This window comes from Haloarchaeobius salinus (assembly GCF_024464185.1).
GTDB classification, from domain to species: domain Archaea; phylum Halobacteriota; class Halobacteria; order Halobacteriales; family Natrialbaceae; genus Haloarchaeobius; species Haloarchaeobius salinus.
The window spans coordinates 12,744-27,758 of record NZ_JANHAU010000010.1; the positions used below are offsets into that span (position 1 = coordinate 12,744).

14 protein-coding genes and 2 tRNA genes are annotated in these 15,015 nt (G+C 69.0%); 8 read left to right on the top strand and 8 right to left on the bottom strand.

Translation table 11 applies throughout. The features are described from left to right. Positions 1-32 precede the first annotated feature (32 nt). Positions 33-1,019, top strand: coding sequence for a sodium:calcium antiporter (locus NO345_RS19395; RefSeq protein WP_256302048.1), 987 nt, complete (start codon positions 33-35; stop codon positions 1,017-1,019). A gap of 94 nt (positions 1,020-1,113) precedes the next feature. Here the strand turns inward: NO345_RS19395 and NO345_RS19400 are convergent, their stop codons facing one another. After that, positions 1,114-3,072: a hypothetical protein gene (locus NO345_RS19400; protein ID WP_256302050.1), complete on the bottom strand. Its 1,959-nt coding sequence runs from the start codon at positions 3,070-3,072 to the stop codon at positions 1,114-1,116. Positions 3,073-3,251: 179 nt separating this feature from the next. Here NO345_RS19400 and NO345_RS19405 point away from each other — a divergent pair, with 179 nt between their 5' ends. From NO345_RS19405 to NO345_RS19415, 3 genes are all read left to right on the top strand, one after another. Then, positions 3,252-4,373: a helix-turn-helix transcriptional regulator gene (locus tag NO345_RS19405; RefSeq protein WP_256302052.1), complete on the top strand. Its 1,122-nt coding sequence runs from the start codon at positions 3,252-3,254 to the stop codon at positions 4,371-4,373. A gap of 152 nt (positions 4,374-4,525) precedes the next feature. Then, on the top strand, positions 4,526-4,927 hold the full coding sequence (locus tag NO345_RS19410) for a type II toxin-antitoxin system death-on-curing family toxin (RefSeq protein ID WP_256302055.1): 402 nt from the start codon (positions 4,526-4,528) through the stop codon (positions 4,925-4,927). A gap of 29 nt (positions 4,928-4,956) precedes the next feature. Beyond that, entirely contained in the window at positions 4,957-5,127 is a 171-nt protein-coding gene (locus tag NO345_RS19415; RefSeq protein WP_256302057.1) for a hypothetical protein, read from the top strand. 78 nt (positions 5,128-5,205) lie between these two features. Here NO345_RS19415 and NO345_RS19420 read toward each other — a convergent pair whose 3' ends face one another. Together NO345_RS19420 and NO345_RS19425 are read right to left on the bottom strand one after the other, a co-directional pair. After that, positions 5,206-6,984: a nitrite/sulfite reductase gene (locus NO345_RS19420; protein ID WP_256302059.1), complete on the bottom strand. Its 1,779-nt coding sequence runs from the start codon at positions 6,982-6,984 to the stop codon at positions 5,206-5,208. Positions 6,985-7,050: 66 nt separating this feature from the next. After that, positions 7,051-7,374, bottom strand: coding sequence for a DUF8134 family protein (locus NO345_RS19425; protein ID WP_256302061.1), 324 nt, complete (start codon positions 7,372-7,374; stop codon positions 7,051-7,053). A 312-nt stretch (positions 7,375-7,686) separates the two neighbouring features. Between NO345_RS19425 and NO345_RS19430 the strand changes: the two genes are divergently transcribed. Together NO345_RS19430 and NO345_RS19435 are read left to right on the top strand one after the other, a co-directional pair. After that, a complete protein-coding gene (locus NO345_RS19430; RefSeq protein ID WP_256302063.1) occupies positions 7,687-7,827 on the top strand; it encodes a DUF8595 family protein in 141 nt (46 codons plus the stop codon). A 51-nt stretch (positions 7,828-7,878) separates the two neighbouring features. After that, complete coding sequence (locus NO345_RS19435; protein WP_256302065.1) at positions 7,879-8,535, top strand: DUF7119 family protein; 657 nt, start codon at positions 7,879-7,881, stop codon at positions 8,533-8,535. A gap of 375 nt (positions 8,536-8,910) precedes the next feature. On the opposite strand, the gene NO345_RS19440 is transcribed toward NO345_RS19435, so the two are convergent. Continuing rightward, positions 8,911-10,182, bottom strand: coding sequence for a M20/M25/M40 family metallo-hydrolase (locus NO345_RS19440; RefSeq protein WP_256302067.1), 1,272 nt, complete (start codon positions 10,180-10,182; stop codon positions 8,911-8,913). Between the two features lie 96 nt (positions 10,183-10,278). Between NO345_RS19440 and NO345_RS19445 the strand changes: the two genes are divergently transcribed. Beyond that, a tRNA-Lys gene (locus tag NO345_RS19445) sits at positions 10,279-10,352 on the top strand. A 429-nt stretch (positions 10,353-10,781) separates the two neighbouring features. Here NO345_RS19445 and NO345_RS19450 read toward each other — a convergent pair. Next, positions 10,782-11,600 carry a DUF8231 family protein gene (locus NO345_RS19450; RefSeq protein ID WP_256302069.1) on the bottom strand — a complete coding sequence of 273 codons (819 nt, stop codon included), beginning with the start codon at positions 11,598-11,600 and terminating at the stop codon, positions 10,782-10,784. A 154-nt stretch (positions 11,601-11,754) separates the two neighbouring features. Here NO345_RS19450 and NO345_RS19455 point away from each other — a divergent pair, with 154 nt between their 5' ends. Further along, positions 11,755-12,795 carry an enolase-like domain-containing protein gene (locus tag NO345_RS19455; protein ID WP_256302071.1) on the top strand — a complete coding sequence of 347 codons (1,041 nt, stop codon included), beginning with the start codon at positions 11,755-11,757 and terminating at the stop codon, positions 12,793-12,795. A 22-nt stretch (positions 12,796-12,817) separates the two neighbouring features. On the opposite strand, the gene NO345_RS19460 is transcribed toward NO345_RS19455, so the two are convergent. From NO345_RS19460 to NO345_RS19470, 3 genes are all read right to left on the bottom strand, one after another. Beyond that, the gene (locus NO345_RS19460) at positions 12,818-13,141 is read right to left on the bottom strand and encodes a DUF3006 domain-containing protein (RefSeq protein ID WP_256302073.1); all 324 of its coding nucleotides are present in this window, start codon (positions 13,139-13,141) and stop codon (positions 12,818-12,820) included. After that, positions 13,138-14,538, bottom strand: a complete 1,401-nt coding sequence (locus tag NO345_RS19465; protein WP_256302075.1) for a lamin tail domain-containing protein — start codon at positions 14,536-14,538, stop codon at positions 13,138-13,140. The genes NO345_RS19460 and NO345_RS19465 overlap by 4 nt, the downstream gene beginning before the upstream one ends. Positions 14,539-14,668: 130 nt before the next feature. Continuing rightward, a tRNA-Cys gene (locus tag NO345_RS19470) sits at positions 14,669-14,744 on the bottom strand. Positions 14,745-15,015: the final 271 nt, after the last annotated feature.

The following is a 15,015-nucleotide window of genomic DNA, read 5'->3' on the forward strand; positions in this document are numbered from 1 at the left end:
ACACACTTGACCCCCGCGGTCGATGCACCGTCATGGTCGAGCAAAGCGTCGTGCTCGCGCTCCTCGCGAGCGCCGTCGCACTCGCCGTGCTCGTCCGGAGCGCGAGCACGGTCGTGGGCGCGGTGACGCGCATCGCGAACCACTACGACGTCCCCGAGGTGGTCGTCGGGCTGACCATCGTCGCCGTGGGGACGAGCCTCCCCGAGGTCGCCGCACACGTCATCGCCTCGCTGGGCATCGTCGGCGGCACGCTCGACTACGAGGTCGCCTCGGCGACGGTGCTCGGCGGGAACATGGGGTCGTCGACCACGCAGCAGCTGCTCCTGTTCGGGGTGTTCCTCGTGGGCTACGGGCGCTACCGCCCCCGGCCGCGGTTCCTCCGGACGACGTACGTGCCGATGCTCGCCAGCTTCGCGCTCGTGCTCGCGGTCGCGTGGGACGGCCGGCTCTCGCGACTCGACGGCGCGCTGCTCGTCGTCGTCTACCTCGCGTACACCTACTGGGCGGTGAACAACAGAGAGCGCGTCGGCGTCCCCAGCGAGCCCGAGAGCCGTCGACTCGGCCGAGACGTCGGGCTCACGCTGCTCGGCCTCGTCGGCGTCGCCGCGAGCGCGTACGTCGTCATCGCCGCGGTCGAGGTGGTCGTCGACGCGATGCAGCTCGGCGGCTCCATCGTCGGCGTCGTCACCATCGGGCTGGCGTCGGCGCTCCCCGAGCTCTCGACGGTGTTCGAGGGGCTGCGCCGTCGGTCGCCGGACCTCGCGGTCGGCACGCTCGTCGGGAGCAACATCGTCAACCCGCTGCTGGCGCTCGGGCTCGGCGGTGCCATCTCCGGCTACGCGGTCCCGCCCGTCGTCGTCTTCTGGGACCTGCCGGTGAAACTCGTCGCGGGTGTCGGGCTGCTCGTCTGGCTCCGGTACGGGACGGGCGGCGACTTCGACCGCCGCGAGGGGTTCGCGCTGATCGTCGCGTACTTCATCTTCCTCGCCGGCCGGCTGCTGCTGTTCCCGGGGCAGTGACCACGGCAGCGGCGTCGGCCAGGCTCACTTCCGGTGGGGCTCGAACCGTGAACAGCTGCGGAGAAGGAGTGTTTCTCTCGGCTGCGTCTCAGACTCAGTTGTTGACCGCTTCCTCGCCGTCGTCGTCCGCTTCGTCGGCTTCCTCGTCGCTGTCCTCGCTATCTTCATCGTCGTCATCTCCGTCCTCGTCGTCGTCCTCACGGTCGCGTTCCTCGTCCTCACCCTCGTCGTCCTCACCCTCGTCGTCCTCACCCTCGTCGTCCTCACCCTCGTCGTCCTCACCCTCGTCGTCCTCACCCTCGTCGTCCTCACCCTCGTCGTCCTCACCCTCGTCGTCCTCACCCTCGTCGTCCTCACCCTCGTCGTCCTCACCCTCGTCGTCCTCACCCTCGTCGTCCTCGCGGTCGTCATCTCGCTCGTGCTCTTCCTCGGTCAGGACGAGCGAACCGTCGGTGACGTCGTAGGCGAGTTCGGCCGTGAACGCGCCCTTCACCAGTTCGAGTTCGAGCTCGTCGGTCGCGTTCGTGTCGAGGTCGAACGTGACGGTCCCGTCGGCATCGGTCGTCCCGACGGCGCGGTCGTTCGCGTACACCGTCGCGTTCGCGACACCGCTGCCGTCGTAGGTGACCGTCGTGGTCACCGTCCCGTCGTCGAGCGTCGCGTTCACCGCGAGCCGGTCGAACACCTCGTCACGGTCGTCCTCGAACTCGAACTCGCGCTCGCCCTCGGCGTCGCCCAGAGTTGCCTCGAGCTCGACCTCCTCGGCGTCCGGGAGCGTCACGACGAGCGTGCCGTCGGCGTCGGTCGTCCCGGCGACCCGGCCATCGACGGTGACGGTCGCGTTCTCGGCGGGTTCGCCGTCGGCGAGTACCTGGAGCGTGACCGTCGCGTTCGGTGCGGCCTCGCCCTCCGTCACGACCAGCACGAGGTCGCTCTCGTCGCCGTCGTCGCTGTCGTCGCTGTCGTCACCGTCGTCGCTGTCGTCACCGTCGTCGCTGTCGTCACCGTCGTCGCTGTCGTCGCTCTCGTCGCTGTCGTCACCGTCGTCGCTGTCGTCACCGTCGTCGCTGTCCTCACCGTCGTCGCCATCGTCGCTGTCCTCACCGTCGTCCCCGCGTTCGATCTCCTCTTCGAGCGAGACCACCTCGCCGGAGGAGCCGTCGACGTCGACCTCGGCCTCGCCGTCGAACGCCGACGTGCCGCGGAGGACGAACTCGAACTCGTAGACGCCGTCGTCACGGTCGACGTCCGCCTCGCTCAGCGTCCAGTTCCCGCCGTCGACCGGTGAGAGGGAGGCGTTCGCCGTCGCCAGCGCGACGGAGAGGTTCACCGTGATGCTGTCGTCGTCGTCACCCGGGCGCTCGATCTCGCGCGACCGTTCGCCGTCCTCGCTCTCGACCGAGATCTGCAGGCCGTCCGCCCGCTCGATCTCCACTTCGCCCTCGCTCAGTCCGGTGAAGCGTTCGAGCAGTGCGTCGACGCCGCTGCCGCTGACGCTGCTCAGGTTCTCGACGGCGGCGGCGAGCGCGGACTCGTTCACGCCGGCCGCACGCAGCTCGAGCGCGGAGACGTTCCCGGCGCGCTGCTGGAGCCGGTCGTAGCTCTCGAGCAGGTTCGTCGCACGGGCGTTCAGCGTCGCGAGGCGCTGTGCGTACGTCGACTCGTCGATCTCGCCCTCCTCGTACGCCTCGGTGGCGTCCTCGTACGCCTCGCGGATGTCCTCGGCCCGGTCGCGCAGTTCCTCCGCGCGCTCGGCGACCGCCTCGGCGGCACGTTCGTCGTCGGTGCCATCGACGGAGAGCTCGAAGGCGGTGTTCTCGACGTCCGTCCGGACCTCGTCGCTGCTGACGTCGATGACGGTCGCGAGCTGCTGGCCGACCGTGACGTTCACCGAACCGTTGCTCGTCTCGTTGTCCGGGAGGGTCGCGGCGTCCGTCGCTGCCGCGTCGGAGTCGGCTGCTCCGAGGCCGGCGAGCGCCGCGCCCGGGACCGCCATCCCGACGACGAGACAGCAGACGACCGCGAGATAGCCCATCGTGCGAACTCGTTCCATGTCCAGCCAATGGGGAAGCACCGACGTAAACCGGGGCGATACTCGCGGTGTTTTGCTCCCGCTTGCATCGACTTTTCGCTCGTTTGCAGCGATTTTCACCCGCTTCCGTCCCCCGAATCCGGTGAACCGTCGGTGAGCCTATTACCGGGCCGTCCCTTCGTCACCGACAGAGGGAACTGATGGGGAAACCGCAGCCGGTGTGTCGTGGTTCGGCGCTGTCGATCTGGCTGGTCGCCCTCCTGCTCGTCGCGGGGATAGCCCCCGTGAGCACGTCCGCGGCCGCACAGACGGCACAGCCCGAGACGGACAACACGCTCACGCACGTCCAGCTCGACACGAACGGCAGCGCCGAGTGGACCGTGACGGTGCGGACGCGCCTCGACACCGACGAGCGCGTCGCGGAGTACGAGGCGTTCCAGTCCCAGTTCCGGGCGAACACGTCGCGCTATCTCGACCCGTTCCGCGAGCGGATGCGCGGCGTCGTCGCCAACGCGGCGGGGGCGACGGGCCGCGAGATGCGGGCCACGAACTTCACCGCGTCGACGAACATCCAGGAGGTGCCGCGGCGCTGGGGCGTCGTCTCCTACCGGTTCACGTGGACGAACTTCGCGGCGCAACGCGACGGCGGACTCGTCGTCGGCGACGTGTTCCAAGGCGGCTTCTTCCTCGCGGGCGACGACACGCTCGAACTCGAGGCTCCCGGCGGCTACGCGTTCGAGCAGGTCGAGCCGACGCCGGCGAGCCGGGATTCCGGGCAGGTGACGTGGGTCGGCCGCGAGGACTTCACCGACGAACACCCGAGTTCGGTGGCCGTCCCGGACGCTGCGACGGACGGCGCTGACGGTGAGAACGGTGGACCCGAGACGACGGGCGTGCCGGGGGCGACGGGCGACGGTACGAACCTCGGCCTCGTCCTCGGCGGCGTCCTCCTCGTCGGGGTCGGGGGCGTGGCCGGCTACGTCCTCTGGCGGCGCGACCGCCTCGCCGACGCCCTGTCGACCCCCGATGCGGAGGCGGATGCGTCGTCGACGCCGCCCTCGTCGGAACCCGACGGTGGGGCCGTCGCCACGGCACCGGGGTCCGAGATCGTCACCGACCCGGAGCGTGTCGAGCGGCTCCTGCGGTCGAACGACGGGCGGCTCAGGCAGGCCGCCATCGCCGACGAGTTCGACTGGTCCGCCTCGAAGACGTCTCGCGTCGTCGGCGACATGGTGGACGCGGACACCGTCGAGAAGCTACAGCTCGGCCGCGAGAACGTCATCAGTCTGGCCGACTCGGACGAATCCTCCGGCGAGAGCTGACCGGGCTACTCAGTCGTCGGCCGACAGCGGCGTCCCGTCGGGCGCGGCCGGCGCGTACTTCGCCTTCTTTGGTGGGTGGCTACTGCTGCTCTCTGGACGGTGAGTGGGCAGACGCAGAAACAACTAAGCAGAAACCCAAGAGATGCAGGCGTGTGACCGACGACATCGCGTATCCCTCCGTCGACCTCGTCATCGATCTTCACGCACAGGTCGTCGAGGAAGGCGATGCAACGGAACCGGGTGTTCGGTCGGACGAAGCGATTGAATCCGCACTCCAGTACGTTTCGGAGGGCTTCTTCGACCAAGTGCCTGGGACAATCCACGAGAAAGCAGTCCACCTGATGCGGCTTCTCGTCGCTGACCATCCATTCGTCGACGGTAACAAGCGGACTGCGCTCCGTACAGTGGTCGTCTTCTACATGCTGAACGAGTACAGATTCGAGTACGGCGACGAGATTCGCGCATTACTGCATAGGTTTGCGACTGCTGAAGCCGATGTCGACACGGAAACAGCGGTCGTCTACTTCCGGTCCTGTGCCCGTCGTAACTCATAAGCGGACACACGAGCTACCATCTCGTAGAGATGGCGTCCAGTACCGATTCCTCGTCGGCAGCCGACGAAGAGGTCCGACGGCTGTACGAGCGGTATCAGTCCGCCGAGAGCGACGAGGAACGCCACGAGATCGCCCTCGAAATGGGGAAGCTGGACGGGGAGCGCCACGCCGAGATCTACGCCGCACTGGAAGACGAGTAACCTCGGAGGTTAGCGAAAGAACTCTGGTGTTCCCACCACGACGAGCGGAGTCGATGCAGACCCGAACGACTTGCCGCCTCAGTCGTCGGCCGACAGCGGCGTCCCGTCCGGCGAAGCCGGGGCAGGCGAGTCGTCCAGCGAGTCGTCCTCCGCGTAGGGGTACCACGTGCGCTTCGTGTTGTGCATGAACGGGTCGTCGTAGCTGGTCTCCTCCGGCTCGACGAGCTCGGCCAGCTCGTCGTCCTCGCGGGCGGCGACGAACTCGCGGAAGCTCTGGCGCTCGTCCTCGCGCGCCGCCTCGAAGTTCGCGAGCAGGTTCTCGATCGCGCCGGGCACCTCGTCGGCGGGCACGCGCTCGGTGACCCAGGAGGCGAACTGGGGCTCCTCGCCGAGGCCGCCGCCGAGGCCGATGTCGAGCGCCTCGACGGGCTCGCCGTCCTTCCGGGTCTTCATGCCACGGAGGGAGATGTCCGCGATCTGGGGCTGGGCGCAGGACGCCGTACAGCCCGAGAGGTGGATGTGGAAGTCCTCGACGCCGTCGGGGAGCTCGACGTTCTCCTTGAGCCAGCGGGCGTAGCGCACCTGGCGGTTCTTCGTCTCGACGATGGAGAGCGAGCAGAACTCGGTGCCGGTGCATGCGATGGAGCCGCGCATGAACGGGTGCGGGTCCGGCGAGTAGTGGTCGAGCGCGGGCGCTGCGAGCAGGTCGTCGACGTTCTCGTCCGGGACGTCGGTGAGGATGACGTTCTGACGCTGGGTGAGCCGGACCTCGCCGGAGCCGTGCTCGTCGGCGGCGTCTGCGAGCGCGAGCGCGTCGTCCGCGCCGATGCGGCCGACGAGGACGTTCAGGCCGACGTAGCTGTTCCCGTCGGGCTGGTCGTGGACGCCGACGTGGTCGTGCTTGCCGGCGGCCTCGCCGGCGTTGTAGCTGTACTCCGAGCGCAGGTCCTCGCCGGCGGTGTGGAGCTCGAAGTCGACGAACTCCTCCTGCAGCACGTCGCGGAGCTTCTCGGGGCCCCACTCGTCGACGAGGAACTTGATGCGGGCGTTGTAGCGGTTCTCGCGGTCGCCGTGCTCGCGGAACAGCGCGGAGATACCCCCGGCGACGTCGGCGGCCTGCTCGGGCGTGACGAACACGTCGATGTCGCGGGCGAAGCGCGGCTCGTTCCGGGCGAGGCCGCCCCCGACGCGGACGTTGAACCCCTCGCGGTCCTCGCCGTCGATGGTCTTCGTCGCGGGTTCGAGGGCGAGGTCGTTGATGTCGCCCTGGCCACAGCCCTCGCGGCAGCCCGTCACCGAGACCTTCCACTTCCGGGGGAGGTTCGAGTGCTCGGGGTTGCCCCTGAACCGGTCGTTCAGCTCGTGGATCGTCGGGAGGGCGTCGACGTGCTCGTGCTCGTCCTTCCCGGCGACCGGGCAGCCGACGATGTTGCGCCAGGAGTCGCCACAGGCCTGCATCGCCGACAGCCCCGCGGCCTCGAGTTCGTCGAAGATGTCGGGGACGTCCTCGATGTTGATCCAGTGGAGCTGGATGGCCTGCCTGGTCGTCACGTCGAGCCAGCCGTTGCCGAACTCGGGGTTCTCGGCGGGGCCGGTCGAGTACTCCTTCGCTATCTCCGCGATGGTCCGGAGCTGGCCCGGTTCGAGCACGCCGTTCGGCGGCCCGATGCGCAGCATGAAGTAGGACTCCTGGCCGGCGCGCTGGTGGTACAGCCCGTACCACTTGAAGCGCTCGAACCAGGCGTCGCGCTCGTCCTCCGGAATCGACTCCCAGCCCGTCTCGGCGAATCGTTCGATGTGCTCGCGGATGTCCGTCCCGTAGATCTCGGACTTCCACTGTTCCACGTCGGTCGGCATGGAACGGCCTACGACAGCCGCTCGTATACCGGCGCGTACCGCGTCAGGTTCCCCCGGTGCTCGCCGTTACCGGAAACCGTTTCCGGGTTCGAGTCGCGCCCGGAGTTCGGTGGGGTCGTACGGGTGGAACTCGCCGTCGCGCACCCGGCCGACGGCGAGCCAGTCCAGCGCGCCCTCGGCTCCGCAGTCGATGCACTGCCCCACCGCCTGTACCGCGACGCGCTCGCCGTCGACGCCGACGTCGGTGAACGCCTCCAGCACGACGTGGGCCGTCTCGCAGGGACAGAAGTCGGTGACCGCGAGGGGCCAGATGTCGCTGTTGGGCACCCGACGCTGGTTGTCGACGCTGATCCACGCGCCGTCGTCGAGCACGCGCAGTTCCGTGGCCATACCCCTCCTTGCACCCGCAGCAGGGTGGTCCCGTCGCCCGGTGCAACGCTTCGTCCGGTCGACGACGGGTGGCGGCACGGCGAATCGACTCCAGTCCGTCGATTCCGGCCGGGAAACCGCGTCGGAGATACCGGCCGGAAGCGCCGGTACCCCCGAGCCCCGGTGACGATTGTCCGGGCAGCGTCGGTTAAGGAGGGGCCGCTGTTACGACACGACGATGACCGACGAGTCGACCCCCGACCGACCTGACTCCGAGCGCCAGCACGCCTCCGCCGACGTGGCACCGGAGCTGTACGAGCCGGAGGCCCCACGATGACCCGCGTCGAGTGCGACGACGACGCCGACGACGAGCGCGAGACGGAGCGCCACGACGCCCACCTTCGCGACGTCGACCCCGGCGCGGGCTGCACCGAGATCTGGGAGCACCTCTCCGAGGAGCGCGACGAGGAGTGAGCCACACACAGCAGCAGGGAGTTTTTCCATGGTGACCGCGAACGACGTCCAATGAGCGACGAACGGCCCACCCGGACCGAGCGGGAGTCCCCCGTCGGCGAGCCCGTCATCCGGGGCGACCCGGCCGTCACCGGCGAGCGCGCCCGCGACGCGGTGCAGTTCGACCCGACCGACCCGGACTCCCTCGCCGCGGCCGCCGAGACCGTCGACGCCTTCGCCCGCAACACCGTCGGGAGCGAGGACAACGTCTACATGCTGCGCGGGGCCGCCGCCTGCGCCGCCCTCGTCCGCGGCGAGGGCTCCTACACGGCTGCCGCAGAGCGCGTCGGCGAGCCCGCCACCGTCTCCTTCATCCGGAAGTGGGCCCGCGTCCACGACCTCCCCGAGTCCATCCGCCGGCACGTCGCCCAGGGCCACATCGCCCCCACCGCCGCCAAGCACATCGCCCGCGTCGCTGGCGAAGCCCGGCTCTCCCTCGCCTGGGCGACCCTCGACGGCGACCTCACGGTGCGCGAGGTCCGGTCCGTCGCCAGCGCCGTCAACGACGGTACCCCCGTCGCCGACGCGCTCGCCGAACAGGGCGTCACCCTCGGCGAACTCGACCTCACCCTCCCGCCCGAACTCTACCGCGAACTCCGCCGCCGCGCCTCCGTGGAGAACCGTACCCCCGACGACGTGGTCGCCGACGCGCTCGACGAGTACCTCTGAAACCGGCTGGATTTCGATTTAGCGACTGTACACCACTGGCGCGCGGCTGGCGAGCGTGCCGAAGGCCGCGAGCCATCCGCGCGAGGGGCGAGCAGCGGAGCGAGAAGCGCAGTCGGCTGGGGAGGCGTGAGGTGCGGTGCGGTCGGGGGGACTGAAAGGGGCTCCCTGCTCGACGAACCCGGACGAAGTAAGCACCGCAGCGAAGCGAGGAGCGTGCTCAAAAACGCGGAGCGTTTTTGGCATCCAGCGAGAGCTTCGCTCTCGCGCGACAGCGAGTCCCGGGAGTCGAGCAGGGAGGGGCTTTCTGGCTGTTCGCGGTCCCAGCAGCTCCCGTCTCGAAGAACAGCAAGCAGACTCGGCTTCCCGACCCGAGAACTACGACGAATGACCGCAGAATCGGGCAGCAGCATCCGCGATCACGCCAGCAGCGGTCTCCACCTCGCGAACGTCGATGGACTCGTCGGGGAAGTGCGCCTGGTCGATGCTCCCGGGGCCGAACAGCACCGTCGGGATGCCGGCGTGCTGGTAGTGGCGGCTGTCCGCGCCGAAGGTGCCCCCGTACGGCTCCGAGTCCAGCCCGACCTCGTCGGCGGCGGCCCGAATCGCGCCGACGACGGGGTCGTCCCGGTCCACCGACGCGGGTTCGAACTGGATGGAGAAGCGCTCGAAGCTGGGCGGGTGCTCGGAGAGCCACTCGCTCTCGGCGACCACCTCGTCCAGCCGTGCCTGGAACTCGGCCTCGACGCTCGCGACGGTCTCGCCGGGGGCGACGCCGATGCGGACCTCTGCGACGAGTTCGTCCGGGACGGCGGAGGCCCAGTTGCCCGCGTCGACGGTCCCGAAACAGACCGGCCACTTGACCGGGTAGTCCTCGTACAGCGGGTGAGTCACGCGTTCCTCGCGCTCGGCCTCCAGCGCCTCGAAGGCGTGGCGGATCCGCTCGAAGTGCGGGAGGACGGACTCGCCGCGCCAGCGCGTCGCCGCGTGGGCGGAGCGCCCCTCGATTCTGAGGCGCTTCATCACGCTGCCCTCGACGGCGGTGACGACGCCGAGTTCGGTCGGCTCGCCGATGATGGCCGCGTCGCGGTCGAAGGGGTACGGGTTGTCCATCGCCGCCGCCGCAGCGCCGATGCCGCCCTCCTCCTCGCCGGCGACACCCTCGACGACGACACGGCCGTTCAGGTCCCAGTCGGACTCGGTCGCCATCTCGGCGAGGTGGCGCGCCGCGAACACGCAGGCGGTCAGCCCACCCTTCATGTCCGCGGCCCCGCGGGCGGTCACCCGGTCGCCGTCCCAGACCGGCTCGAAGGGGTCGCTCGACCACGCCGACCGCGTCGCCGGCACCACGTCGACGTGGCCGTTCAGCACCAGCGTCGGCCCCGCGTCGGCGTCGCCGAACTCGACCACGCCCGCGACCGAGGGACGGTCCGCGACCTCGATCTCGGCGGGGTCGTCCGGGAACGACGGATGCTCGGCCAGCGCGGCCGCGTCGGCGGTCCACTCGTACGTCTCGAAGCCGAACCCGTCGAACTGCTCGCGCAGCCACGCCATCGCGGGTGCCTCCCCGCCGTCGGTCGTGTCGAATCGTAACAGCCCGTCGAAGAACTCCCGGAGGTCCTCCCCCCAGCGGTCGCCGAACTCGTGCATGGTTACGAGTGGTTCGACCCACCGTTAAAAGCGTTCGATGCACCCCCGACGAACGATAACCCTTTAACCGTCCCACTGCGAACAGTCGAGCGCACCGGGCCGGTAGCTCAGTTCGGCAGAGCGTCTGGCTTTTAACCAGACGGTCGGGGGTTCAAGTCCCTCCCGGCCCGCTCTTTCTGCGAGCGCTAGCGAGCAGTAAAGAGCGCAGCCGGGAGACTTGAACCCAGCCGGGCGCGCGCAGCGAAGCGAGCACGTCCGGATTCGGTTCAAGTCCCTCCCGGCCCGCTACTCCTGCGAACGCAGTGAGCAGTGAGTAGCGACGCCGGAGGGAGTTGAACCCTGGAAATCGCAGCCCGCGCAGCGGAGCGAGCAGGAACGTCTTCCTTCGGTTCAAGTCCCTCCCGGCCCGCTCCTGCGACGAACGGACGTGACGAGCGAAGCGGCCAGAGGGGCTCGGACGAGACGAGTCGCAGCCCGGAACGGCCGAAGGCCGCACGCCCGGACCGTCTCGGCGTTGTTCAGGTCCCTCCCCACCCAGTACTGGCCGCTCTACTCACGTCCGCGAACGCGAACCGTAGTAGAAGAATCCGCGGATCAGCTCACTCCTTCCGCGGGAGGAACGCGATGGTCACCAGCAGCACCAGCGCGAGGCTGCCGACGATGACGACGCCCCAGAAGCCGTTGATGCGCTCGTTGAACCGGCTCTGCTGGTTGCGCTGCTCCTGGAGCGCGACCTGTGCGTCAGCACCACGCTGGAGCTGGACGGTGTTCTCGTTCGGGAAGTGGACGGCGTAGTCGACGCCGTTGAGCGTGACGTTCCACTGCTCCACCGTGACCTCGTTGTCGCGTGGGGAGGTCCAGGTGAACGTGGCCTGCTCGGGTGCCGTGGTGATGGTGGTCTCGTTACCCCTGTACTCGAGCGTGCTCGTCGCGTCGATGGTGCGGGGCTGGATGCTCGAGTTGTTGGAGTTCTCGACGTACGTGTCGACGCGCATCGCCTGCCGGTCGGGCGTGTCGGGTTCGGCGTCGATGTACTGCACGCCGTCGACCCACTGCGGGGAGAAGCGGTCGCCGGGCTCCCAGCGCAGCGTGATCTCGGTCGGTTCGGACGTGTTCGCGATGAACGTGCGGTAGGTGTCGCCCTGGTAGGTGACCGTCGAGTTGTTGCTCCAGCTCTCCGACCACTGTGCGGACTCGTTGGTCCACAGGAGCGTCGCCGCGGGCTCGTCGGCACCGCCGGAGACGTCGGAGACGTTGTACACGCGGTCGTTCACCGTCAGTGTCGACCCGTCCTGCAGGGTCTCGTCCGGGTCCTCCAGCGACACGGCCGGTTCCTCCGCGGTCGAGATGAACGCGAAGGCTCCGGCGGTGATAACGAGGAGGAGTGCGACGTAGGCCGCCGCTGCTCGTCGTTGCATAGTCGGAGCCTCGGACGCGCCGCCTAAAACGATTTCTCTTTACACGGACGGCGTCGGGGGTGCTGGCACGGGTTCGGACCCGAACTGGCGGGGGGGTGACCTCCCATCGCGACCCGTCGGCGGACCTTTGGGCTCCCCGGCCGTACCCCACTGCATGACGCTCTACGAGGCTGTCGCGGACCTGCCGCTGGTCGTCGACGACTACCGACTACGACGCCACGAGCGCGACACGTCGAGCGGCTTCACGCGCGTGACGACCGTCTTCGAGTTCCACGGCGACGGCCACGTCGGCCGCGGCGAGGACGTGACCTACGACGCCGAGGACCACGACACGCTCCAGGCCACCCACGACTTCGACTTCGCCGGCGAGTACACGGTCGACGAGTTCTCCACGATGCTCGACGACGTCGAACTGTTCCCCGAGCCACCGGGACAGCAGGCAGCGCGACACTACCGCCGCTGGGGCGTCGAGAGCGCCGCACTCGACCTCGCGCTCCGGCAGGCCGGGACGGACCTCGGTGACGCGCTCGGGCGCTCGTACGACCCCGTCCGGTTCGTCGTCAGCACGCGACTCGGCGAGCCGCCGACGTTCGACCGCATCGAGGCCATCCAGACGGTCACCCCGGACGCGGAGTTCAAGCTCGACCCCGTCTCGGCGTGGAGCGACGACCTCATCGACCGGCTCGCCGACACCGACGCGGTCCGGCTGCTCGACCTGAAGGGACAGTACGAGGGCACCGAGGTCGACCAGCCCGCAGACCCCGACCTCTACCGGCGCGTGCTCGAGGGCTTCCCGGACGCCGTCGTCGAGGACCCCGCGTTCACCGACGAGACGCGCCCGCTGTTCGACGGGCAGGAGGACCGCGTGAGCTGGGACTACCCGATCACCGGCATCGAGAGCGTCGAAGTCCTCCCGTTCGAGCCCGACTGGCTCAACATCAAACCCTCCCGCTTCGGCACCGTCGCGTCGCTGTTCGACACGCTCGACTACTGCGAGGAGCACGACATCAGTCTGTACGGCGGCGGTCAGTTCGAACTCGGCGTCGGGCGCGCCCACATCCAGGCGCTCGCGTCGCTGTTCTATCCCGAGACCCCGAATGACGTCGCGCCCGGTGGCTACAACGACCCCGACCTCGACGACGACCTCCCGGCCAGCCCGCTCGCGCCGCCGACGGATCCGGTCGGCATCCTGTAGGCCGCTTCACCGCCACGGCCAGCTACTCCGGTCCCGTCGAGCCGTCGTCCGCACCGCCCCCCTCAACCGACGGTTCGTCCGTGGTCGGGAGGTCCTGCGCCAGCCGGTCGAAGCGGCTCCGGGTCGCCTCCGACCGCGCCTCGGTCTCGTCGGGGCGGTAGGAGAGCACGCGCAACGACCCACCACAGACACGCAGGTCGAACACCGCGCCCTGCTCGCGTCCCGGCTCCGGTAGCTCCCAGCGGTCGACCAGCAGCTCGTCGACCACCTCGCCCGCGTCCTCCACCAGGAGCACCGCGGTGTCCTCCTCGAACCGGTCCAGAACTGCCGTGTACTGTCGCATCATGTGTACTCCTCCTCGACGACGACCGTCCCGTCGTCCGTCGTGACGAGCACGGTGTCGCCGCCGTTGTTCCAGATCGCACCGTCCGCGCCCCAGTACAGCTCGCCGTCGCCGTCGGTCCCGCTGCCGGTGTACACCGTCACCTGCTCGCCCGGCGCGAGCGTGACCGTCGGGAAGGTGTAGCGGTGGCCCGCCGCGTCCTCGAGTACCCAGCCGCCGAGGTCGAGCGTCGAGTCGCCCGTGTTCTCGAACACCAGGTACTCGTCGTTCAGGTTCTCGTTGTCGTTCCCGGCCGCGTCCGCGTGTACCTCCACGAGCGAGAGCTGGCCCGCGACCGGCGTCGACGTCCCATCGGCGGGCGTGATGGGAACGGCTGTCTCTCCCGAGTCCGCGACGAACTGCTCGCGCACGGCCACCGGATCGCTGCTCCCGGGCTCGACCGCCGGCTCGTCCCGCAGTGCCGTCGCGACCGTCGTCGCCGACTGCTGTGACAGCAGCGTCACGGTCCGCCCATCGCTCCGGAGCACGACGTCACCGTGGACACCCGTCCAGTACGTCGGGATCGACCGCGTCGCGAGCCGTTCGAGCACCTCCCGATGCGGATGGCCGTACTGCGAACTGTACGCGCTCGAGATCACCGTGACCCGTGGCTGCACGGCGTCGAGCAGGTCCTCGCCGGTGCTCGACCGACTGCCGTGGTGGCCCGCGAGCAGCACGGTCGACCGGAGATCGTCACCGTAGGTCGACAGCAGATACTCCTCCTCGACCACGCCCGCGTCCCCGGGGAACAGGACGCTGGTGTTCCCGTGCGCGATGCGGAGCACCAGGCTGTTCTCGTTGCGGTCGACGTTCGCCAGCGGTTCCTGCGGCGGCCCGAGCACGGCCACGTCGACCCCCTCGATGGGGAGCTGTGCCCCCACCCGGGTCCGGAACAGCGCCACGTCGTACTCCTCGACCGCGTCGAGGTACCGCTCGTACGTCGCCGACGTCGACGTGATACCGGGATCGTACACCGCCCCGACGCCCTCGCCCGCCGTCTCGAAGTGCTCGATGACCGCCGCGTGCCCGCCGATGTGGTCCGCGTCCGCGTGCGAGGTCACGAGATGGTCGATGCGCTCGATACCCTGGCGCTCCAGGTAGTCGATGACCAGCTCGCCGTCGTCGCGCCAGTCGCCCGAGTCGATCAACACCGTCTCCCCCGCAGGCGTGACGACGAGGGCACTCGACGACTGCCCGACGGCGATGAAGTGGACCTCGAGCGTGCCATTTACGCTGTCCGGGGCTGTCGCCGGTTCCCCCGACGTGACGGGTTCCCCCGTCGCGTCCGGTGCGGCGAGGCAACCGCTACAGACGACGAGCAACACCAGCACCGCCACCGATCCGCTGCTCGCGAGTCGCACCCTCGAACATAGCACCGAGATGTCGATAAACGTGGTTACCGGTTTGCTGTCACGATGGGCGGGCAGTCGGCCGGCCCGCGGGCCGCTGGACGATGCCGTACGACGCACTCCTCACGCGATTCGCACAAAAAGCCAAGGGCCGGATTTGAACCGGCGATGGGCGGCTCTGCAGGCCGCTGCGTTCGGCCGGACTCTGCCACCTTGGCGCAGTTTCCACTACTGGTCGGCCGAGTTTAAACGTAGCGATGTGTTCTGTCGCCCGTGACCGACGTGGCCGCCGCTGTCGAGTTCTCCGCTGCCCGAACGTGATCGCGAAGACGAATCCGGGCGAGCCACCCTGCTGCCGCTCGGGGGGATCTGTGGTGTGCTGAAGTGGTGTGGCTGTCGCTCGCCGAGTGAACGAATGCGTGCGTGGCGAGCGCCAGCCCCGCAGAGGGCTGTTGCTCGCCGAAACGGAATGAATGAAAGAGTATGAGT